The 22,101-nt window shown below is 54.7% G+C and carries 25 protein-coding genes and 1 riboswitch; of the genes, 22 read left to right on the top strand and 3 right to left on the bottom strand.

Annotation, left to right across the window (positions count from 1 at the left end):
- The first annotated feature begins 91 nt into the window (after positions 1-91).
- Both lysA and PEL01S_RS09340 read left to right on the top strand, forming a co-directional pair.
- Positions 92-1,426 carry a diaminopimelate decarboxylase gene (gene lysA, locus PEL01S_RS09345; protein WP_127460108.1) on the top strand — a complete coding sequence of 445 codons (1,335 nt, stop codon included), beginning with the start codon at positions 92-94 and terminating at the stop codon, positions 1,424-1,426.
- 179 nt (positions 1,427-1,605) lie between these two features.
- Complete coding sequence (locus PEL01S_RS09340; RefSeq protein WP_127460107.1) at positions 1,606-2,037, top strand: peptidylprolyl isomerase; 432 nt, start codon at positions 1,606-1,608, stop codon at positions 2,035-2,037.
- A 63-nt stretch (positions 2,038-2,100) separates the two neighbouring features.
- Here the strand turns inward: PEL01S_RS09340 and PEL01S_RS09335 are convergent, their stop codons facing one another.
- The 3 genes from PEL01S_RS09335 to PEL01S_RS09330 form a co-directional block, all read right to left on the bottom strand.
- Entirely contained in the window at positions 2,101-2,280 is a 180-nt protein-coding gene (locus PEL01S_RS09335) for a hypothetical protein (RefSeq protein ID WP_127460106.1), read from the bottom strand.
- 34 nt (positions 2,281-2,314) lie between these two features.
- The gene (locus PEL01S_RS34430) at positions 2,315-2,482 is read right to left on the bottom strand and encodes a hypothetical protein (RefSeq protein ID WP_164824266.1); all 168 of its coding nucleotides are present in this window, start codon (positions 2,480-2,482) and stop codon (positions 2,315-2,317) included.
- A 103-nt stretch (positions 2,483-2,585) separates the two neighbouring features.
- A complete protein-coding gene (locus tag PEL01S_RS09330) occupies positions 2,586-2,855 on the bottom strand; it encodes a hypothetical protein (RefSeq protein ID WP_127460105.1) in 270 nt (89 codons plus the stop codon).
- Positions 2,856-3,115: 260 nt separating this feature from the next.
- Positions 3,116-3,278: riboswitch (FMN riboswitch) on the top strand.
- A 314-nt stretch (positions 3,279-3,592) separates the two neighbouring features.
- Between PEL01S_RS09330 and ribD the strand changes: the two genes are divergently transcribed.
- The 20 genes from ribD to PEL01S_RS09230 all read left to right on the top strand — a co-directional run bounded on the left by ribD (position 3,593) and on the right by PEL01S_RS09230 (position 22,064).
- Positions 3,593-4,708 carry a bifunctional diaminohydroxyphosphoribosylaminopyrimidine deaminase/5-amino-6-(5-phosphoribosylamino)uracil reductase RibD gene (gene ribD / locus PEL01S_RS09325; RefSeq protein WP_255320094.1) on the top strand — a complete coding sequence of 372 codons (1,116 nt, stop codon included), beginning with the start codon at positions 3,593-3,595 and terminating at the stop codon, positions 4,706-4,708.
- Between the two features lie 40 nt (positions 4,709-4,748).
- A complete protein-coding gene (gene ribE / locus PEL01S_RS09320; RefSeq protein WP_127460104.1) occupies positions 4,749-5,423 on the top strand; it encodes a riboflavin synthase in 675 nt (224 codons plus the stop codon).
- A gap of 40 nt (positions 5,424-5,463) precedes the next feature.
- Positions 5,464-6,678: a bifunctional 3,4-dihydroxy-2-butanone-4-phosphate synthase/GTP cyclohydrolase II gene (locus tag PEL01S_RS09315; protein WP_127460103.1), complete on the top strand. Its 1,215-nt coding sequence runs from the start codon at positions 5,464-5,466 to the stop codon at positions 6,676-6,678.
- A gap of 37 nt (positions 6,679-6,715) precedes the next feature.
- Entirely contained in the window at positions 6,716-7,186 is a 471-nt protein-coding gene (ribH, locus tag PEL01S_RS09310; protein ID WP_036680785.1) for a 6,7-dimethyl-8-ribityllumazine synthase, read from the top strand.
- Positions 7,187-7,224: 38 nt separating this feature from the next.
- A complete protein-coding gene (locus tag PEL01S_RS09305) occupies positions 7,225-8,010 on the top strand; it encodes a segregation and condensation protein A (protein WP_127460102.1) in 786 nt (261 codons plus the stop codon).
- Entirely contained in the window at positions 7,979-8,593 is a 615-nt protein-coding gene (gene scpB, locus PEL01S_RS09300) for an SMC-Scp complex subunit ScpB (RefSeq protein WP_010498961.1), read from the top strand. Before PEL01S_RS09305 ends, scpB begins: the two co-directional genes overlap by 32 nt.
- Before the next feature lie 120 nt (positions 8,594-8,713).
- Positions 8,714-9,388: a DUF2953 domain-containing protein gene (locus PEL01S_RS09295; protein ID WP_127460101.1), complete on the top strand. Its 675-nt coding sequence runs from the start codon at positions 8,714-8,716 to the stop codon at positions 9,386-9,388.
- A gap of 151 nt (positions 9,389-9,539) precedes the next feature.
- Positions 9,540-10,040: a GerW family sporulation protein gene (gene ytfJ / locus PEL01S_RS09290; protein ID WP_010498959.1), complete on the top strand. Its 501-nt coding sequence runs from the start codon at positions 9,540-9,542 to the stop codon at positions 10,038-10,040.
- Positions 10,041-10,314: 274 nt separating this feature from the next.
- Positions 10,315-11,421: an HD-GYP domain-containing protein gene (locus PEL01S_RS09285; RefSeq protein WP_127460100.1), complete on the top strand. Its 1,107-nt coding sequence runs from the start codon at positions 10,315-10,317 to the stop codon at positions 11,419-11,421.
- A 17-nt stretch (positions 11,422-11,438) separates the two neighbouring features.
- Positions 11,439-12,116, top strand: a complete 678-nt coding sequence (locus PEL01S_RS09280) for an SOS response-associated peptidase (RefSeq protein WP_127460099.1) — start codon at positions 11,439-11,441, stop codon at positions 12,114-12,116.
- A 188-nt stretch (positions 12,117-12,304) separates the two neighbouring features.
- On the top strand, positions 12,305-13,477 hold the full coding sequence (locus PEL01S_RS09275; protein ID WP_127460098.1) for a D-alanyl-D-alanine carboxypeptidase family protein: 1,173 nt from the start codon (positions 12,305-12,307) through the stop codon (positions 13,475-13,477).
- 18 nt (positions 13,478-13,495) lie between these two features.
- Positions 13,496-14,095, top strand: a complete 600-nt coding sequence (locus PEL01S_RS09270; protein ID WP_036680771.1) for a nucleoside recognition domain-containing protein — start codon at positions 13,496-13,498, stop codon at positions 14,093-14,095.
- A 6-nt stretch (positions 14,096-14,101) separates the two neighbouring features.
- Positions 14,102-14,635, top strand: coding sequence for a spore maturation protein (locus tag PEL01S_RS09265; RefSeq protein ID WP_054977572.1), 534 nt, complete (start codon positions 14,102-14,104; stop codon positions 14,633-14,635).
- A gap of 135 nt (positions 14,636-14,770) precedes the next feature.
- The gene (locus PEL01S_RS09260) at positions 14,771-15,112 is read left to right on the top strand and encodes a peptidoglycan recognition protein family protein (protein ID WP_127460097.1); all 342 of its coding nucleotides are present in this window, start codon (positions 14,771-14,773) and stop codon (positions 15,110-15,112) included.
- Positions 15,113-15,130: 18 nt separating this feature from the next.
- Positions 15,131-15,892 (top strand): pseudouridine synthase, encoded by a 762-nt coding sequence (locus PEL01S_RS09255; RefSeq protein ID WP_010498947.1) that lies wholly within the window; start codon positions 15,131-15,133, stop codon positions 15,890-15,892.
- A 77-nt stretch (positions 15,893-15,969) separates the two neighbouring features.
- Positions 15,970-16,509: a thiol-disulfide oxidoreductase ResA gene (gene resA, locus PEL01S_RS09250; RefSeq protein WP_063185829.1), complete on the top strand. Its 540-nt coding sequence runs from the start codon at positions 15,970-15,972 to the stop codon at positions 16,507-16,509.
- Between the two features lie 2 nt (positions 16,510-16,511).
- Entirely contained in the window at positions 16,512-18,191 is a 1,680-nt protein-coding gene (gene resB, locus PEL01S_RS09245; RefSeq protein ID WP_127460096.1) for a cytochrome c biogenesis protein ResB, read from the top strand.
- Positions 18,188-19,435 (top strand): c-type cytochrome biogenesis protein CcsB, encoded by a 1,248-nt coding sequence (gene ccsB / locus PEL01S_RS09240; RefSeq protein ID WP_127460095.1) that lies wholly within the window; start codon positions 18,188-18,190, stop codon positions 19,433-19,435. Before resB ends, ccsB begins: the two co-directional genes overlap by 4 nt.
- Positions 19,436-19,504: 69 nt before the next feature.
- Positions 19,505-20,221 (top strand): response regulator transcription factor, encoded by a 717-nt coding sequence (locus PEL01S_RS09235; RefSeq protein ID WP_010498943.1) that lies wholly within the window; start codon positions 19,505-19,507, stop codon positions 20,219-20,221.
- A 1-nt stretch (position 20,222) separates the two neighbouring features.
- Positions 20,223-22,064 (top strand): ATP-binding protein, encoded by a 1,842-nt coding sequence (locus PEL01S_RS09230; protein WP_127460094.1) that lies wholly within the window; start codon positions 20,223-20,225, stop codon positions 22,062-22,064.
- Positions 22,065-22,101: the final 37 nt, after the last annotated feature.

Below are 22,101 nucleotides of genomic sequence, written 5' to 3'. Positions count from 1 at the left end.
TTCGGAGGGGTGTTTTGCATATTGTGTTTTTGCGCTTGTCTGTGGTACTTTAAAAGTAATGTCTTTTCATGGGGAGAAGGAGTCGAACAAGATGTATCTACACGGCACCAGCAAGATTAACGACAGGGGACATCTGGAAATCGGCGGCTGCGACACAGTCGATTTAGCCGAGCGCTACGGAACACCGCTGTATGTCATGGACGAACAATTGATCCGCCAGCGCTGCCGCGAATTTGTGCAAGCATTTCGCGCTACGGGCCTCCGGTTTCAGGTAGCATATGCCAGCAAAGCGTTCTGCGTTATGGCTATGTGCCGTATTGTCGAGGAAGAGGGCATGTCGCTGGACATCGTATCGGACGGCGAATTGTATACCGCACTGGAAGCCGGTTTTCCGGCCGAGCGGATTCATTTTCACGGCAATAACAAAACGCCGCAGGAGCTTGAGATGGCGGTTAACGCCAAGATCGGCTGCTTCGTCGTCGATAACTTTGTCGAGCTGCACATGTTGAACGCGATTGCGGGAGAGAAACGGCAAAAAGTTAATGTTTTGCTGCGCATCACCCCAGGGGTGGATGCTCACACGCATGAATATATATCAACGGGCCAGACCGATTCGAAGTTCGGCTTCGATCTGGCTAACGGCGCGGCCGAGCAGGCGGTCAAGGAAGCGTCGGAGCTGCCGCATATCGAGCTGCTTGGCGTTCATTCGCACATCGGCTCGCAAATTTTCGAGGTCGGCGGCTTCCGGCTTGCGGTCGATAAAGTAGCCGATTTCGCAGTCCATATCCGGGAGCAGCTGGGTCTGACGTTCCCGGTCATCAATCTGGGCGGGGGCTTCGGCATCCGTTATATCGATGGCGATTCGCCGCTGCCTGTCGCCGAGTATGTACATTCGATCGCCGAAGCGATCCAGACGAAATTCGGCCAAAATGGCTATCCGCTGCCTGAGATCTGGACCGAGCCGGGCCGCAGCATCGTCGGAGACGCAGGGACGACACTATACACGATCGGCACGTACAAGGATATTCCCGGCGTGCGCAAATACGTAGCCGTCGACGGCGGGATGACCGACAATCCGCGTCCGGCGCTGTACGAAGCGCAGTATGAGGCCATGCTCGCGAACCGTGCGTCCGAAGCGGACGAAGAGGTCGTATCCATCGCGGGCAAGTGCTGCGAGAGCGGCGACATGCTCATCTGGGACGTCAGCCTGCCGCAGGCGCGCACGGGCGATTTACTCGCTGTAGCCTGCACCGGTGCATACAATTACGCGATGTCGAGCAACTACAACCGGATTCGCCGGCCGGCGGTCGTGTTCGTGAAGGACGGCGAGGCCGATATCGTGGTAAAACGCGAATCGTTCGAGCATTTGCTCGGCAACGATGTCGTCCCTGAGCGGATGCGGCAAGTGACGGCCAAAACGTTATAAGAAAGATGAGAGAGAACGTCCGGTCCCTGGGGCCGGCGTTTTTTTATCCTCGTGCGAGCGATAAGAATGAATGCCAATTTGTGCGGAACCGTTTTTCATAGTAAAATAGGAAGGGTTGTCCGGGGGCATCGCAGAAGGATGCGTCCGGCAGAACAAGCAATTAAAGGAGTGTTCGTCCTATGGCAAAACAGGCGATTATTAAAATGACCGACGGCAACGAAATCGTGCTCGATTTGTTCGAGAAAGATGCGCCGAATACGGTAGCAAACTTCGAAAAGCTTGCAAACGAAGGCTTCTACAACGGAGTCGTGTTTCACCGCGTCATTCCGGGCTTCGTAGCGCAAGGCGGCTGCCCGCACGGGTCAGGCACCGGAGGCCCGGGCTATACGATCAACTGCGAGATCAACCCGAACAAGCATGAACGCGGAACGCTTGCCATGGCGCATGCCGGCCGCAACACCGGAGGCAGCCAATTCTACATCTGCTACCAGCCGCAGCCTCACCTGGACGGTCAGCACACCGTGTTCGGGAAAGTCGTCAAAGGCATGGAGCACGTCGATGCGTTCAAAGGCCGCGACAAAATGGAATCCGTTCAAATCGTGGAAGCTTAAGTGGAAAAACGTCGAATCCCCGGATGAAACAAGGGGTTTCGGCGTTTTTTTAATGCACTAATGTCATTTTTTCTTTTTGCTGTTGTTGTTGGTCACTTTTGTTTTGACGACACCTACGTCGGACGCGTTGATGGCGAAGGCGTTGCCGCCTTGGCCCGTTCTTGCTTTGCTCGATTGCCAGACGTTGACCTTATTGTTTTCGTTGCCTTTTTGGTGATGCCTCCATTGCTTATGCTGCGACATCGAGATCACCTCCTTTCCGGGAGGAGCGGGAAGATTAGGTTTTGCGTCCCTTGACGTTTTTGAAGATCTTCACATTCACCGCGTTGCTGGCAAGCGCATTTCCGTGACCTACCGACGAGACCGCCTTTTGAAATATTTGAATGACGATGTATTGATTTTTGCCTGCCTTGTACTTATAGGTTTTTACAAGCATCCGGTTCATCGCACGGCCCTCCCTTGTGTTTATTTCCTTATTACTGTATGTCCCATCCAATCGTCTAGTCCCGGCGAATGCTATAAAGCGAGCGAAAAACGGGCCTGGTTTCTTAATTCTGCTGAAAGATGTAAGCTCCGTTTGTCGGCCCCTTAGTTCTAATTGCGACTTTTGTAGGAAAACCGCCGCTTAAAGAACCAATTCTAGCAATACCATAAGGCTTTACAGCAATGGTCACCGTATTATTCAATAGCAAAACAAAGGGTTTATTGCTGTTGTTGGAAATCGCCAGAGTCCCATTAATTCCCTTAGGTACAGTAAACAATGTTTTTACGCCTGCGCTCGTAAAATTAAACGATCCGGTATTGGCATATTTAGCCATCCATTTTCACCTCCAACTTTAAGGTATTCAGAATGGCGAAGGATGTATGGGTATTTGGATGGTACACAGGCGAGGATGCAAGGGTAGCAGCAAAAGCAGTTGCTTTTTTCATTTTGTAGTGGTAGTATTTCATTCAAGTTACATGATTTTCTTAGGAGATTTTTCGGTTAACCGCAAAATCGGGACAAGCCTTGTGGATACTGGTATGATCGGTGCTACAAAGAACCTTAGAAATATCATTGGTAACAAACTTAATAATTCGTTTCCTTCGGGGCAGGGTGAAATTCCCTACCGGCGGTGATGTTTCGGCTAGATTGTTATAGGCCGAGCTCAGTCCGTGACCCGTGCAGCCAGCTTCTGGTTGCCGGTGGACTCGGTGTAACTCCGAGACCGACAGTATAGTCTGGATGGGAGAAGGGAAAGCGGGACCGGCGATAGACTGTCTGCGTGCGTATGTGCGTTATTTCACATACTCAACATGCCACAGGTATGTCTGTTTGAGCATGTCTTCTTGCCGTGTGTCATCGGACACAGAGCAAGGTTTATTTAGACATGCATCGACGTGGCTTGAGTAGCATGTATTTGCATTGCATTGCGAACTGTCGCTGCAAGGATTCCGCCTGCGTTTGTTTGTCTAAACGCGCACTTCTCACAAGCCCCTTTTTGCTAAGCAAAAAGAGGGCTTTTTCGCATTTTCCGGCAACATAATCTGGAAAAGGAGGTTGCGTCAATTGACTGTGAGGTTGCTGAACGACGAGTATTACATGAATCTGGCTTTGCAGCTGGCCGCTTCGGCGGCCGGACAGACGGGCATTAATCCGGTCGTCGGCTGCGTCATCGTCAAGGAAGGACGCATTGTCGGCATGGGTGCTCACCTGAAACGGGGCGAAGCGCATGCCGAAATTCATGCGCTGAACATGGCGGGGAGCGAAGCGGCGGGCGCCACCGCCTATGTGACGCTGGAGCCGTGCAGCCACTTCGGCAGGACGCCGCCATGCAGCGACCGACTGATCCGCGAAGGCGTCAAGCGGGTCGTCGTTGCGGCGATCGACCCGAATCCGCTTGTGGCCGGCAGCGGGATCGCCCGGCTTCGGGCGAGCGGCATCGAAGTGACGGAAGGGGTGCTGGAGCGGGAGGCCAACGCATTGAACGAAGCGTTCAATACGTTCATCGCCACCCGGCGGCCGTTCGTCACCGTCAAATCGGCCAGTACGCTGGACGGCAAAATCGCCGCCAGAACGGGCGACAGCAAGTGGATCACAGGCGAGGCCTCGCGCGCCTACGTTCATACGCTGCGGCATCGCCACCAGGCGATTATGGTCGGCATCGGCACCGTGCTGGCCGACGACCCGTCCCTGACGACCCGGCTGCCCGTGCCGGGTCTGCACCCCATCCGCGTCGTCGTCGACTCGACGCTGCGGCTGCCGCACGAGGCGAAGCTCGTGCGGGACGGGGCTGCGCCGACGGTCGTGCTCACGACCGAACAGGCGCCGGCGGCTCGCCGCCGCGAGCTCGAAGCGCGCGGCGTAGAGGTCGTCGACTGCGGGCCGGGCCCCGCTGTCGATTTGGACGCCGCCATGGCGCGGCTCGGCGAGCGCGAGATCGGCTCGCTGCTCGTGGAAGGCGGCGGCAAGCTGAGCGGCGCGCTGCTGGAGCACCGGCTCGCCCACAAGCTCGTGCTCTTCCTCGCGCCGAAGATCATCGGCGGAGGCGCGCTGGCGCCGGCGAACTTCGACTTCGCCGGCTTCGGGCAAATGCGCGAGGCGATTCGGCTGGAACGCATGCAGGTCGAGACATTCGGCGACGATCTATGCTTGATCGGGTACCCGAACTATGCGGAGCCCAGCGAATAGACGGGTTGCTCCTGAATAGACGGAAAAGGAGGGATATTCCATGTTCACCGGAATTATCGAGGAAATCGGCACGTTGCGCCGCATAGCGAAGCAAGGTCAGGCGATGGTACTGACGATCGGGGCGAAGCGTATTCTGGACGATGTGAAGCTTGGCGACAGCATTGCGGTGAATGGCGTCTGCTTGACCGTTATCGCTTATGACGAAGCATCTTTCACTGTCGACGTGATGCCGGAAACGTTCCGGCGGACGAACTTGTCCCGCCTGTCTAGCGCATCTCCGGTCAACCTGGAGCGCGCGATGACGGCAGGCGGCCGGTTCGGTGGTCATATTGTACAGGGACACGTCGATTCGACCGGCGTCATCCGGGGGCGGACTCTGGAAGAAAACGCCGTCGTCTTCCGCGTAGAGCCGCATGACCCGGGCATCTTAAAATATATCATCCCGCATGGCTCGATCACGATTGACGGAATCAGCCTGACGGTCGTCGAGCTGGGAGAAACATCGTTTACCGTATCCATCATCCCGCATACGCTCGCGGAAACGGTGCTGCAGCACAAAAAGCAAGGGGATGAAGTCAATCTTGAAGCCGACGTTCTCGGCAAATACATCGAGCGGCTGCTGACCTTCCGAACCGGAGAAGGGGCTGCCGTAACCCAAAGGACAACCCCCGGCGGTCTAAGCGCCGCATTTTTAACGGAGCACGGGTTCCTGTAATCCGGTTCCAGACTCACATAGACCTAAGGAGGAGAGAGGAATGGACGAACCGATCCGGTTTCATCCGATTGAAGAAGCGATATACGATCTGATGCTGGGCAAAGTCATTATCGTCGTGGACGACGAAGACCGCGAGAACGAAGGCGACTTCATCGCCTTGGCCGAGAAAGCGACGCCGGAGGTCATCAACTTCATGATCAAGGAGGGACGCGGTCTCGTCTGCGCCCCGATTACTGAAGAGCGGGCCCAGGAGCTGGACTTGCCGCAGATGGTATCGCGCAATACGGATTACCACGGCACCGCCTTCACGGTTTCGATCGATCACGTCGAAACGTCGACCGGCATTTCCGCATCGGAGCGTTCACGGACCGTGCAGGCGCTGATCGACCCGCAGACGAAGCCGCAGAGCTTCCGCCGTCCGGGACATATTTTTCCGCTCACAGCCAAGAAAGGCGGCGTCCTGCGCCGCGCCGGACATACGGAAGCGGCAGTCGATCTGGCGCGCATGTGCGGCGCATATCCCGCTGCCGTCATCTGCGAAGTGATCAAGGAAGACGGCGAAATGGCCCGCGTCCCGGATCTGATGGAGATCAGCCGCAAGCATGATCTGAAGATCGTCACGATCCAGGACCTGATCCGCTACCGCAATCAGAAGGAAAAGCTGGTACAGCGCGAGGTCGAGGTGCGGATGCCGACGGACTTCGGCGTTTTTACCGCCATCGCTTACTCGAATGACGTTGACCGCAAGGAGCATGTCGCGCTGGTCAAAGGCAAGATCGACAGCGACCGTCCGACGCTCGTCCGCGTTCACTCCGAATGCTTGACCGGCGACGTTTTCCACTCGCACCGCTGCGATTGCGGACCGCAGCTCGCGGCGGCGCTGAAACAGATCGAAGAGGCGGGCTCCGGTGTGCTGCTATACATGCGGCAGGAGGGACGCGGCATCGGCTTGATCAACAAGCTGAAGGCGTACAAGCTGCAGGAGCAGGGGCTCGATACCGTCGATGCGAACCTGAAGCTGGGCTTCCCCCCAGACCTGCGGGACTATGGGATCGGCGCGCAAATCTTGAAGGACCTCGGCATCGGCCGCATCCGGCTCATGACGAACAATCCGCGCAAAATTCGCGGTCTGGAAGGCTACGGACTGGAAGTGGTCGAGCGCGTGCCGCTGCAAATGGAAGAAAACGAGGACAATACGAACTACCTGCATACGAAGCAGGCGAAGCTGGGGCATCTGCTTGATTTTACCATCTAAAAAAATATTTCATTAAATGAAGGGAAGTTGAAGGGACATGGCGAAAGTATACGAAGGACATCTGGTCTCGCAAGGATTAAAATACGGGATCGTGGTCGGACGGTTCAACGAATTTATTACGAACAAGCTGCTGGGCGGCGCACTGGATGCGCTGAAGCGGCACGGCGTACACGAAGACGAAGTCGAGATTGCCTGGGTTCCGGGCGCTTTCGAAATTCCGTTGATCGCGCAGAAAATGGCCGAGAGCGGCAAGTACGACGCCGTCATCACGCTTGGTGCGGTCATCCGCGGGTCCACTCCGCATTTCGACTACGTTTGCAATGAAACGGCTAAAGGCGTTGCCGCCATTTCGCTCAAGACCGGCATTCCCGTTATTTTCGGCGTGCTGACGACCGACTCGATCGAGCAGGCGGTGGAGCGCGCGGGAACCAAGGCTGGAAACAAAGGCTGGGAAGCGGCTGCGAGCGCCATCGAGATGGCCAATTTGACGAAACAGCTGACAACCTGACGAAAGCTGCTTGAGGATTAAGGGGGAACGAGAGGAAAGTGAAAGTCACAGTAAAGCTGGAAACCTTTGAAGGCCCCCTTGATTTGCTGCTGCACTTGATCGATAAAGCGGAAGTCGATATTTACGACATTCCGATCAAAGAAATTACGGATCAATATATGGAATACTTGGACGCCATGCAGGAACTGGAGCTCGAAGTGACGAGCGAGTTCCTCGTCATGGCCGCGACGCTGCTTTCCATTAAGAGCAAGATGCTTCTGCCGAAGCCGCCTGTCGTGGATTTTGAATTCGACGATTACATGATGGATGAGGAGTACGACCCCCGCGCCGAGCTCGTAGCGAAGCTGATCGAATACCGCAAGTATAAGGCGATTGCGGATCATCTGCGGGACAAAGAGATGGAGCGCAGCCTCATTTATACGAGAGAGCCGGAGGATTTGACCCCCTATGTGCCGGCGGTGCAGGAAAACCCGGTCAAAGGGCTGCATGTGGCCGATCTCGTTAACGCGTTTCGCAAGGCGATGCGGAGGATGCAGAGCCGTCAGGCGATTGCCAAAATCCGTAAGGACGAAATCTCGGTGAAGGATCGCATGTACGAGGTAGTCGATACGCTCGAGAAGTGCGGGGGCAAAGTGATGTTTTCGAAATTGCTGGACGATGACGCGACGAAAGACGCGATTGTCGTTACGTTTTTGGCGCTGCTGGAGCTGATGAAAGTGAAGCGAATCGTCTGCTTTCAGCATAAGCTTTTTGACGATATTGTGATTCAGGCAAGAGAGGAAGGAACGGCAGATGGATTTTGGGCAGATGAAGTCAGTTATTGAAGGCTTGTTGTTTGTGGCGGGAGACGAGGGATTGGACGCCAAACAGCTCGCCGACGTGCTGGAGCTCAGCGTCGAGTTCGTCACCGACCTTGTCCTGGATTTGCAGGAGGACATGAAACGTCAGGGCCGCGGGATTCAAATTGTCGAGCTGGCGGGTACCTATCAGCTTACGACCGTGCCGGAACACGCGCCGTATCTTGAGCGGCTGGCCTATTCTCCCTCGCGGACGTCGCTCTCTCAAGCGGCGTTGGAGACACTCGCAATCGTAGCGTACAAGCAGCCGATTACGCGGGTGGAGATCGAAGAGATTCGCGGGGTGAAGTCGGATCGCGCGCTGCAGACGCTGGTGGCCAAAGATCTGATTCAAGAGGTAGACCGCGCGGACGCGCCGGGAAGGCCGATTCTGTACGGGACGACCAAATCGTTTCTCGATTATTTTGCGCTTAGCACGATTGAAGATCTTCCGGAGACGTCGATGTTTGAAAATGACGATAATTTGGAAGAAGAGGCCAGGCTGCTTTTCGAGAAGCTGGACGGCAAACAAATCACGTTCGAGGACGTGGCGGAGCCGGGCGGCATGTAACGTACGCATGTTTTTCCAATGCTGGGCTATACTAACTCCTGAGGAAACGAAGCGGAAGCTTCCGGCTCAGGAGTTTTTGTGCTGTCCGCAAGCACCCGGGCCGAAGAGGAGGAGCATCGCATGATATGGGCTTGGATCGCCGGAGCGGTCGCGGTCTTGATTTTGGCCGTGGCGCAAAGCAAGATCAAAATTTGCCTGTCTTTCGTACATATGGAACAAAATGACGAAATTCGAATCGATGTCCGCTCCTTATTCGGACTGATCCGATACAGGTACATCGTGCCGATGCTCCGCTTCCATGGATGGCTGGAAGGGTTGGAACTGAAATCGGAGAAAACGAATCCGAACAATGGTGGTTTTCAGGGCGAGTCTAAACGCAAAATCGACTTCGATAAAATTAAAGAGGCGATCGATAACTTTCGTATATTGCTTAACAACTGTTTTAAGTTTAACCAATGGTTTCGCCGGCTGCTCAGCCATTTTCATTGTACCGAGCTGAACTGGAAAACATCGGCCGGCATCGGAGACGCGGCGGAGACGGCTGTTGTCGTAGGCACCCTATGGGGACTCAAAACTTCACTTTTGGGGTATATTTTCCGGACAATTCGGCTCGAGACGAGGCCGGAGCTTCAAGTCATGCCGGTGTTTAATCAGAACGTGTTTATGACCGAAGGCATATGCCGCCTGCATATCCGCTTGTGGCATCTTGTCGTGGCGGGACTTCAACTGCTTTTCCGGATATTAAAAATAAAAGGCGGGCTGCGTGCCTGGAAGAAAGTGCTGCTGCGAACCTGATGAAGCTGTCGTCAACTGCGTTGTGCAGAAGCGGCGGCTTTTCGGCATTTACGGACCGCATCCCGCATACCGTTTTCGGCTTTGGGCAATGCTAAAAACGCAATCGAAAATTGTAGCGTTCAAGCCTTTTCGAAAAGGAGGATCTTCATTCATGTCTGAGCATCCGATTCAAGGACTCATGAAAACGGCCATGGAAAATATCAAAGAAATGGTCGACGTCAATACGATCGTGGGCGATCCGGTAGAGACCCCGGATGGCAGCGTCATTATGCCGATCAGTAAAGTGGGCTTCGGGTTTGCGGCCGGGGGTAGCGAGTTTGTGACCGACGAATCCTCGGCTGCCGGCATCAGCCGTACCGATGCGCATAACGCCAATGTGGCCTTGCCGTTCGGCGGCGGCAGCGGCGGCGGCGTATCCATCACACCGATCGCTTTTCTGGTCGTAGGCAAGCATGGCGTCAAGGTTGTGCCGCTAGATAACCAGACCCACCTGCTGGAGCGCCTGATCGATTCGGCGCCGCATGTTGTCGACCGGATTCAAACGATGATCAAAAACGGGATTAAACCCGGCGCGGGTGCGATGACGGAAGGAACCGGGGCCGGGGCCACTACCGTCACGAACAACATCGAGAATCAGAACTTTATTGTCTGATTTGTCGGTGGTTGGAAAGAGTTGCTTAACCTTCCAGCAACACTTCCTTTTCACCCGACCCTTTTTTGGTCATAATAAACCTGTAGACAAAGACATAATTGATATGAAAAAGGTTAGATCGTATCATTCCGCGAGCTGCTCCCAGGAGCAGCTTTACATATTTTTTACTGTTTTTTGATTAATTAACATGGCACATATTGCTCTTTCCCGGCAGTTGCACTATAGTTATTTTGTAACCGTAGGACCGAAGACATGGGGAAAGAGGTATACGTTCATGCGGCTGTTGCCCACCAGATCGTGCGAACCGGGTATGCGCCTCGGGAAGTGCATTTATAACGAAGAAGGCGTCATTTTACTGAATGAAGGGGTGGAACTGACGGGAGGATTACTCGGGCGTTTGGAGAGGCTCGGCATCGATTATTTATATATCGCCGATAAGGCGACGGAAGACCTTAAGATTGAGGAACCGCTTGCAGATGAAACGAGAATCAGAGCGCTAACCGAAATCCGCACTCATTTCCGCAGCTTCATGGAAAATGAAAGCCGATCCAAATTTTCTAAAAACCACGTACTCGGACGTTCGTTCGGCAATGTCATGAAGATGATTATCGACGACCTGAACGAAAAGCAGGGTACTGCCATTATGCTGCTGAATATGAACGTTTTGAACAACTATTTGTATCAGCACTCTCTGAATGTTTGTATTTATACGACCATGCTCGGCATGGTAAGCGGCTATAACCAGGACGAGCTGATGGCGCTAGGAATGGGCGCGCTGCTGCACGACATCGGCAAGACCAAGATCAATCTGGACATTATTAAGAAACCGGGACCGCTCACGGCGGAGGAATTCGAAGAGGTGAAGAAGCATACGGAGATCGGCTTCCGTCTGCTTAAGGACGAGCCGAATATGCCCCTGCTTTCCGCCCACTGCGCCTTTCAGCATCACGAACGGGAAAATGGCAGCGGATACCCGAGAGGGATTACGGGAAAAGACATTCACGAATATGCCAAGTGGATTGCCGTCGCCGACAGCTACGACGCGATGACGACGCACCGTCCGCATCGGCTCGCGATGCTTCCGCATCAAGCGATGGAAGTGCTGTTTGCGGGCGTCGGAACGCTGTACGATCAGCGCAAAGTAGCGATGTTTCGGGATAACGTCGCCATCTATCCGCTCGGCTTGACCGTCAAGCTAAGCTCGGGGGAGCAGGGAGTTGTCGTCAATATTAACCCTGCGGTGCCGCAGCGTCCCGTCGTGCGGGTGCTGATCGATGCCGATGGCCAAGTGCTGGGGCAGCCATACGAAATCGATTTGGCCGAAAAGCTGACGGTATTTATTAATCATGCGGATAATCTAACTCAAGCCAGCCGCGCTTGAAAGGGGGACGCTCCGGCATGTGCGGACGCTATACCGTTACCGTTAGTTTCGAAGAGCTGGTACTGAATTTTATGCTGGACCGGCGTCCGGCGCCGTATCAGCCGCGCTACAATGCGGCGCCGGGCCAATGGATTCCCGCGATCATAGGGGGGACAGGCGGCGAGGCGAACCGGCTTGGTGAGCTTCGCTGGGGCCTGGTCCCCTCCTGGGCGCAGGATGATAAATCCGGGGCGCGCATGATGAACGCACGGGCCGAAACCGCCGCCGAGAAGCCGGCCTTCCGCAGCCTGCTGAAGCGGAAGCGCTGCCTTATTCCGGCGGACGGCTTTTATGAATGGAAACGGATCGGCTCGCAGAAGCAGCCGGTCCGTTTCGTGCTGGCGGACGGAGGATTGTTCGGCATGGCTGCATTATATGATACATGGCTGGCGGAGGACGGAGCGAAGCTGCACACCTGTACAATCCTTACGACAGCCGCGAACGAATTGGTGGCCGAGGTTCACGAGCGGATGCCTGTCATTTTGCCGCGAGAGCAGGAAAGCTTGTGGCTGAACCGGACTGTGCAGGACGAAAGAGAACTGCTGCCTGTTTTGCAGCCGTATCTTGCCGAGCGGATGAAGTATTACGAGGTCGACCCGAAGGTTGGCCGTGTTTCATATAATGAGCCCGATTGTATCGATCCTTTAGCCTTGTAGTCTGTAGGGGACGCCCGCAGACGCAAGGCTTTTTTTGTTTAATTTTCTTTCCCATACGCTTCCAGAGTGCCGCTTGTCATGGGCCGTTCATAACCTGGAGTGACAAGCATATACTTGTACAAAGACATGGAGCTGTCCGACCGGTAGGAGTCGGCTTTTCCTGTAGGATGGCGCGTGGGAGGATAAAGATGAGAAAAGGATGTTTGCTTTTGCTCGCTTTGCTGCTGGTTTATATGGGCGCGCTTCCGCCGACGGGAGTCAGCGCCGCTCCGGGTGTAAAGACCGGCGCGACGGCTGCGGCGCTGATCGACGTCGCTTCCGGGCGGCTGCTTTACAGCTCCAGGGGGGACACACCGATGCGCATTGCCAGCTTGACCAAAATCATGACGGCGATTGTCGCGATTGAGCATGGGCATTTGACCGATCGGGCGAAAGTGAGCAAGAACGCTTTCGGCAAAGAAGGTTCGTCCATTTACCTGAAGCTGAACGAGGAAATGAATCTCAAGGATTTGCTGTACGGCTTGATGCTCCGTTCCGGAAATGATGCGGCGGTTACGATCGCCGAGCATGTAGGCGGCAGCATGGAAGGCTTCGTCTTCTTGATGAACGAGAAGGCGAAAGTCGTTGGCATGACGAATTCCAGCTTCAAAAATCCTTCCGGCTTGGACGAGCAAGGGCATTATTCGACTGCGAACGATATGGCCAAGCTGACCGCTTATGCGCTCGGAAACCCCGTGTTTCGGGAGATTGTGAAAACGAAAGTGAAGAAGGTGCCGAATCCGAACGAATCCTGGGATTACAGCTGGGTCAATAAAAATAAAATGCTTTCGCTTTACGAAGGGGCGGACGGGGTGAAAACCGGCTATACGAAGCTGGCCAAGCGGTGCCTTGTCTCTTCGGCGACCCGAGGCGGGCAGCAGCTCGCTGTCGTGACCTTGAACGATCCTGACGATTGGATCGATCACTCCCGGCTGCTCGATTTCGGCTTCAAGCATTATCCTCTGCTTTCATTGGCCCAGAAGGGGGAGGCGATTGAGGGGACCGGGCTTGTCGCCGGGGCATCGTTCCAATATCCGGCGGAGCAGGCGGAACGCGGGAGACTGGCGCGTCAGCCGATTTTATATGATGCGGCTTCCGTCGAAAGTCGGCTCGGGGAAGCGGGGCGGCTGCAATTTCTGCTGGACGGTAAGCCGGTCGGCTCGGTTCCGCTGGTTGCCAAGGATAGCCACCGGCTGAAGCAGAAGGAACGATCCGCCTATTCGTTCGCGGAGGCGGAAGAGCTTGGCAGCGGCAATTCGCGCAAATGGCTCTACATCTTGACCGAGCTGACCCGGGTGATGTTTACCGGGCAAGCGGATTAAGCGGAAGGAGCGGCGGGCATGGTCAACTGGATATGGTTGTTTTTCATTGTTGCGGGGTTTGTCGTCGCTGCTTTTCAGGGCAGAATCGAATTGGTCACGGAGGCGGTATTTGACGGCGCCAAGAGCGGAGTGACGGTCTGCTTCGGGCTCATCAGCATTATGGTGTTCTGGCTCGGCATCATGCGGATCGCTGAGGATGCGGGCTTGCTGCAAAAGCTGGCGAAATTGCTTTCGCCGGTCGTACGCGCGCTGTTCCCCAGCGTGCCCAAAAATCATCCGGCGCTCGGGTACATTATGTCGAACATGAGCGCCAACATTCTGGGATTGGGCAACGCCGCCACACCGATGGGTATTAAAGCGATGCAGGAGCTGCAGCTCCTCAACAAGCATAAAGACATCGCGAGCCCCGCCATGTGTACGCTCCTTGCGCTCAATACGGCCAGCATCACGCTGATTCCGACAACACTGATCGCCATACGAATGAATTACAACTCGGCGAATCCGGCGGAAATCGTCGGTACGACGCTGATAGCTACCTTTATCTCGACCTTGGCCGCCATCATGGTTGACCGATGGTATCGAAAGCGATCAACGCCGCCCGGACAGGGGAAAGGATGAACCAGCGTGTATAACCTAGTCAATTGGATATCGGCATGGGCCATCCCTGTCGTAATCGTCTTCATTCCTCTTTATGCGGCTTACCGCAAGGTTCCCGTCTACGAATCGTTTGTGGAAGGGGCTAAAGAAGGCTTCGATACGACGATCCGGATTATTCCGCATTTGGTTGGCATGATGGTGGCGATCAGCGTGTTCCGCGCATCCGGGGCGATGGATCTGATGATCGGCTGGCTGAAGCCGATTTGCGAGCGGCTTGGCATTCCGGGCGATATTATTCCGCTTGCTTTTTTGCGCCCGATTACGGGCGCCGGCTCACTTGCCTTTACGACAGATCTGATCTCCGAGTTCGGTCCCGATTCGATGATCGGCCGGATTGCTTCCACGATCCAGGGAAGCACGGATACGACGCTTTATGTCATTACGGTTTATTTCGGCGCCATCGGCATCCGCAAGGCCGGCTACGCCCTCAAGGTCGGCCTTATTTCCGACGCCGTCGGATTCATCGCTTCGATTGCGATCTGCTCGCTGGTATTTGCCTGAACGCAGCCGGCGAATTGCAGGCCGCATGCGTGCGGACCCGTCTTCCGCCGCTCGGCTTATCGCCGGACCCCGCATCACCCCCTATCCTCTCCGCACATATACTGTGAGCAGTCCAGCCTTAACGAGGTGAACCGCATGCAGTATTACGGCATTGTCATCCACCATTCCGCCTGCTCCTCCATTAACGGAAAAGGGTATGATTATTTCATCGCCAAAAACGGCGACATCATCCCTTCTTCCGAGCAAACCGATCCGCTCTACATCCACCTGTGTCTCGAAGGGGACTTCTCCGGACCGCGCACCGTCCGCACTTCTGCAGAGAAAGAGCAGCTGTTTTTGATGAACAAGCTGATCCTCCGGCTGGCGGAAACGTACGGTTTTCAGCCTGACGACATTTTTCCGCATTCGATTACATGCCCTGGAGGCGATTTTCCGTGGGCGCAACTTGTGATTTCACCCGAGGATAGGTATCATTAGCTTGAGGTGAATCCACAGATGGATAGATTGCAAAAAGTGTTGGCCGAAGCGGGTGTGGCCTCCCGCCGCAAGTGTGAAGAATTGATAACCGCAGGACGTGTGGAAGTCAATGACAAAGTAGTAACAACCCTGGGGGTGAAGGTTGACCCTTCCCAGGATTTTATTAAAGTCGATGGCAAGCCGATCCGACGGCAATCCAAAGTGTATGTGATCTTTAATAAGCCTAAAGGCGTCATCACAAGCGCACAAGATCCCGAAGGACGCAAAACGGTAACGGAGTTTTTCAAAAACATCAAGCAGCGCATTTACCCGATCGGCAGGCTCGATTACGATACGGAAGGCTTGCTGCTGCTCACCAATGACGGCGAATTCGCCCATTTGCTGACGCACCCGAAGCACCACGTGCCGCGCACCTATTTGGCCACGGTCAAAGGTGTGCCTCACGGCAGCTTGCTGGACAAGCTGAAGAACGGGATTGAGCTGGAGGACGGCATGACCGCGCCCGCCGAAGTGGAATACCAGGACGTGCGTCCGGAAAACAACGAAGCCGTCGTGAAAATTACGATTTACGAAGGGCGCAACCGGCAGGTGCGGCGGATGTTCGACGCGATCCATCATCCGGTGATCAAATTGAAACGGATTCAATTCGGGCCGCTTCAGCTATCCGGCATCCCCCGGGGCAAGTTTCGCCACCTGACCCCGCAGGAGGTCAACGAGCTTCGTCAGGAAGCGCTTAAAGCGGGAGAAGGCAAGTCACATAAAATTCAAAAAGGCGAATAATTACAAGGACCATTTTCGATATAATGGAAATGTGATATTTGTCAGTCTGTCAACTCTCGTTTTAAAGGTGTGAGAATATGGGGAAACATAGACGATGGGTCCAAATTTCCATTTTTGCCGTCATTATCGTCATCGGCGCGCTCACGCTCGCGAGCAATCTGTTCGGGAGCGACAAAAAACCGACGCAAGGCTCGGAGGCGCCGGATTTTAAGCTGCTCGGCCTGGACGGCACCACCCGCAAACTATCGGATTACCGCGGCAAAGTCGTCGTCGTCAACTTTTGGGGAACGTTCTGCGAGCCTTGCCGCAACGAAATGCCGGCGCTCGAAAGACAGCGCGCCAAGTGGGCGGATAAAAATGTCGAGATTCTCGGCCTCAATCTGGACGAGCCCAGAGTCGCGGTCGAAAACTTCGTCAACCAATATAACGTTACGTTCCCGATTTTGCTCGACAAGAACGAGGAAACCCGCAAGCGCTACGGCGTTTCCCAATATCCGACCACGTTTTTCGTCGGACCGGAGGGGAAGGTCGATGTCATGCGGATCGGCGAAATGGATGAAGCATACATTGAGAAGACCATCACATCGCTATTACCGCAGAAGCAAGGGTGGAAGTAGGCATGATTCAAAACACGAAATGCGAATGCGGACACCAGAATCATGTCGGCACCCTGCTGTGCGAGTCCTGTGGCAAGCCGCTTTCGGACGAAGGTGGCAGCGAGCCGCTTGAGATGCGGTATGACGGGGTTGCCCGGCGATCCCAGCGCGCCAATCCCGGCGTGCTGGACCGGGTGTGGAATTTTTTCTCGTCCGTCAAAATCGCCGTTTATCTCATCGCAATCACGCTGCTGGGCTCGATTCTGGGAACCGTATACCCGCAGGAAAATACGTTTCTGAACATCGACCCTGCGGTGTATTATAAAGAAACGTACGGAACGATCGGGTACATTTATTATTTGCTGGGGCTTTCGCATACGTTCGAGTCCTGGTGGTTCATTACGCTGCTGTTCATGATCGGCACGTCGCTCGTCGTCTGCAGTCTGGACCGCGTGCTGCCGTTGTACCGGGCGCTTAATAAGCAGCAGATCCGCAAGCATTTAAGCTTCATCACGCGTCAAAAAGTGACCTTTACCGGACCGCTTCCGGCCGCCGACCAAGGCTCGGTACAGACGCCGGAAGCTTGGACGGAACAGGCGGCGGAGGTGCTCCGCAAGCAGCGCTACCGCGTACATACGGACGGCACGGCGCTGCTGGCGGAAAAAAATCGCTTCAGCCGCTGGGGACCTTATATCAATCATATCGGTTTGATTATTTTTCTGGGCGCCGTATTGATGCGCAGCATTCCGGGGTGGCATATGGATCAGCATATCGCTTTTCCGGAAGGCAAGCTTGTCAAAATTCCCGAGACTCCTTATTATTTGAAGAACGAGAAATTTACGTTGGAGTTTTACAAACCGGAAGAGATGTCGGAAAGCTTCCGGTCGAAAGGGCAGGACGTCCCGAAGGTATTCGAAACGAAAGCGGTGCTCTACAAGTGCAAGGCGGACTGCGACGATCCGGCGAAGGAGCCGGTGCTGGAAGAAGTGCACCGCCAGGATATTGTCGTGAACAAGCCACTGGAGTACAATGGACTTCTCGCGTATCAATTCGACTTCAAGCCGTCTCCGACGCTCATATCCGTCAAACCGACGCTTAAAAACAAACAAACCGGCGAGACATACGGAAGCTTCGAGCTGCCGATGAACAAGCCTGCGGAGTCATACAGCGCAGGTCCTTACCAATTGAAGATGAAGGCGTATTTCCCCGAATTCGCTTTGGACGACAAGGGCGTGCCGATGACCAAGTCCAACGAACCGAAAGCACCGGCGTTCGTATTCGCCATTTCGGGACCGGGCTTGAAGGCGGAAGGGGAGCCTTACATGTACTTCCCGCGTCAAGTGGATAAAGTCAATTTCCGTCAAGACGAAATCAACGGAGTGCTTGGCACCAAGCTGGAGTTGTCCGTTGGTTCGATGGCCGACGTAGCCATTTCGGAGTATGTCAGTTACTTGAATATCCGGGTCGACCGGGCAATGCCGTATATTTGGGTCGGCGCAGCCATTTCGATGATCGGCTTGATCATGGGCTTTTATTGGCACCATCGCCGGATCTGGCTGCGCATCGATAACGGGCAGCTTGCGCTCGGCGCTCATACGAACAAGAACTGGTACGGTATCCGGAAGGAAGTGGCCCAGGTTTTGATCAAAACGGGAATCGACATCGATCCGAAGACGCTGGAAAGAAAGGTGATTGAAACGTGAGCAGCACGTTTTTGCTGATTGCTTTTATCGTGTACGCCCTGGCTTTGCTCGGCTTCGTTATAGCCGTTACCGGGAAAAAATCGGTTCAGGAGGCGGACCCCGAAGGGTTCGCCAAGCGGTGGGGCTTCATCGGCTTCATCCTGACCGTGATCGGATTTTTGTGTCACGTGATGTTTTTCTTTACCCGCTGGGCGGAAGGCGGACATATCCCGACGAGCAACATGTACGAATTCATGACGTTCCTCGGGATGATGATCGTGCTCGCGTTTATCGTCGTCTACTTGATTTATCGCACGCCTGCGCTCGGCGTATTCGCGATGCCCGTATCGATTATTATCATTGCGTACGCGTCGGTGTTCCCGCGCGAAGTGCAACCGCTTATTCCGGCGCTGCAGAGCTACTGGCTCAAAATCCACGTGACGACCGCGGCTCTAGGCGAAGCGTTCTTCGCCGTCGGGTTTGCCGCAGGCTTGATGTATTTGCTCCAGAATGTCAACTTCGGTGGAACGTCCAAAGCGGACCGCAGGGAGCAGCGCGGCGTCGAATTTACCATTTTTACCCTGCTCATGATTATCTCGTTCGTCGTTGCCATTTTCGGCTTTAATGCAGCAGGGTATAAAGCGACATTCGTCAGCGACGTCAAGATGACCGATACCAATAATGTCGAGCAAGTCGTGAAGCAAAATGTCGAGTACGTACTGCCGCCGATCGTAAAGCCACATCAGAGCGAGCAGTTGGGAATGAAGCCTTTTCTCGGGATGACCGAGCCGCTCTTCGAAGCTCCGTCCTGGATGGAAGGGGCGAATGCCGGACGGAAGTTCAATACGGTGATCTGGTCGGTCCTTCTGGGCGCCTTGCTGTACGCGCTAATCCGTCTTGTGATCCGCAAGCCGTTGGGCCGGGCGTTTCAACCGGCGATGCGAGGGATTGACTCGGAGGATGTGGATGAGATCGGTTACCGGGCGATTGCTATCGGTTACCCGATCTTCACGCTCGGGGCGCTCATCTTTGCGATGATATGGGCGCATGAAGCGTGGGGACGCTTCTGGGGCTGGGACCCGAAGGAAGTGTGGGCGCTGATTGTCTGGTTGTTTTATGCGGTGTACCTGCATCTTCGTCTTTCCCGCGGCTGGCAGGGCAAAAAATCCGCCTGGCTGTCCGTGATCGGATTTCTTGTCGTCATGTTTACGCTCGTCGGCGTAAATCTGGTGATTGCCGGCTTGCATTCGTACGCCGGCACATAGACCGACATAACGGCAGCATGCCGAGTTTCAAATAACGGTCGTTAATCTCAATTGAAAAGAGGTTCAGCCATGAGCGAGACGAAGTTGAACATATTGGTTGTCGATGATGAGGAACGGATTCGCCGCTTGCTGCGGATGTATTTGGAGAAAGAAAATTACAGCATTGACGAAGCCGAGGACGGCGAATCGGCGTTGCGTAAAGCGCTGGATCAGGATTACGACCTGATTCTGCTCGACGTCATGCTACCGGGTATCGACGGCAACGAGGTATGCGCCCGGTTGCGCCAGGTGAAATCGACGCCGGTCATTATGCTGACGGCCAAAGGTGAAGAAACGAACCGGGTCCAAGGCTTCGAATCGGGAGCGGACGACTATGTGGTGAAGCCGTTCAGTCCCCGCGAGGTGATTTACCGCGTCAAGGCGATTTTGCGGAGGTCTTCGGTTACCGCGTATTTGTCCAAAGAAGTGAATTCGAGCAATAATATCGTATTCCCGAATCTGGTGATCGAGCACGACGCTCACCGCGTCACGGCCGGAGGACATGAAGTGGCATTGACTCCGAAAGAATATGAGCTGCTTCATTATTTGGCGGTGTCGCCGGATAAGGTTTTTTCCCGGGAAGAGCTGCTCAAGGACGTATGGAACTACGAGTTTTTCGGTGATTTGCGGACAGTCGACACCCATGTGAAACGGCTGCGCGAGAAGCTGAATAAAGTGTCGCCGGACGCCGCCTCCATGATTACGACCGTTTGGGGCGTAGGCTACAAGCTCGAGGTCCCGAAATAACGTGTTTATTTTAAAAAGCGTTGTCGGTAAACTATGGATTACGATTATCGGGCTGGTTGTTGTCGTTTTATTGACGCTCAGCCTTTTTTTGTTCCGATATATCGAAACGTCGTTCCCCAAGTCGAAGGATCAGGCGGAAACGCTCACGAGGCTGGCGGTTAAGGTGGCCAATGAAATCTCCTTGCACAAGGAAGAACGGCGGTATTTACAGGTAGTCAACGAACTGCTTAGCGCCCAAGGGGCGAGCATCCTGATGGTAACTGCCAATTTCGAGCAGATTGATCCGCCGTTTGCGCAAACACAGGACAAGACGTTCCGTTATACCGATTTCTTCACGAAAGCGGATTTGCAGAAGGCGTTCGCCGGGCAGTCGGTCGATAACCGCAATACAAGCTCAGGTCCGCGCGCGCCTTTAAGCAATCAATACACGGCCGTAGCCGTGCCTTATATGAACGAAAGCCAGACGCAAACCGCCGGAGCGCTCATCCTGTATCAGCTTACGCAATCAGCGGAGGAGACGCAAGCGTATGTCAAAAAGCTGTTCGTCGTTGTCGGCGTCGCCGGCTTTCTGATGACGACGTTCTTCGCTTTCTTTCTGCTGACCAGAATTACGCAGCCGCTGCTCCAGCTCAAGAAGGCGGCCGATCTGATCTCAAAGGGTGAATATGATACTCGGGTACCGATCACATCTTCCGACGAGCTGGGCGAGCTGGGCAAAACGTTCAACCATATGGGCCAGAAGCTATCGGATACGATCAAGGCGCTAAGTCACGAAAAGGAGCACTTGGCCAGCGTGTTGCGAAGCATGGGGGATGCGGTGATTACGTTTGACGCCGACGGAAAAGTCATTCTGACGAATCCTCCAGGAGACAAGGTCGTGCGAGATTGGAACGAGATTCATTGGACGGACGACTGGTCCGGTCAGGACGAAAGACAACTGCCGCGGAAGCCGGAAACGGTCCCCGAGCCGCTTCAGCCGTTATTCCAAGGGGTCATCTCCGAGGCGAAGGAAATGACGGCGAAGCTGCATGTACAGAGTGAAGTATGGTCCGTCGTGATGGCGCCGTTGTATTCGCACGAAATTGTACGCGGGGTCGTCGCCGTTATGCGGGACGTTACGGAGGAATTCCGGCTCGACAAGCTGCGCAAAGATTTTGTCGCCAACGTATCGCACGAGCTGCGCACGCCGCTGTCGATGCTGCAGGGCTACAGCGAGGCGTTGATCGACGATATCGCAGCCACACCGGAAGAGCGCAAGGATCTGGCGCAGGTCATTCATGACGAATCGCTTCGCATGGGTCGTCTGGTCAAGGATTTGCTTGACCTCGCGAAGATGGAGACGGGCAATATGGAATTGAACTTGCGCGAGCTGGAAGTGAACACGTTCTTAAAGCGGATACATCGTAAATTCGCCGGTTTGTCCAAGGAACACGGCATTACGATGACCTGCATCCTGCCCGAGGAAGAGCTGGTGCTGTTTCAGGCCGACGAAGACCGGGTGGAGCAGGTGCTGACCAATCTGCTGGACAATGCGATCCGGCATACACCGTCGCAATCGCTTATTCAACTGAGCGCGGCACGGACGCGCTACAAAGGGGAAGACGCGGTATTGATCGAGGTGGCGGACCAAGGCTACGGCATTCCGGGAGAAGACCTGCCGTACATCTTCGAGCGTTTCTACAAGGCGGACAAAGCCCGCACGCGAGGAGCTACCGGCGGAACGGGGTTAGGGCTGTCCATCGTAAAAAATATCATAGAAGCCCACGAGGGCACCGTACATGTCAAAAGCCAGCCGGGGCAGGGGACGACATTTTCCATCACGCTTCCCTGCAAAGCGGTGTAAAACCAGACAAAAGCCTCCGATTCGTCATCGGAGGCTT

It is taken from the genome of Paenibacillus elgii NBRC 100335 (genome assembly GCF_004000865.1).
Lineage (GTDB): Bacteria > Bacillota > Bacilli > Paenibacillales > NBRC-103111 > Paenibacillus_G > Paenibacillus_G elgii.
Note: the sequence above shows the minus strand (reverse complement) of the source record. Positions and strands in the feature narration are given on the sequence as shown.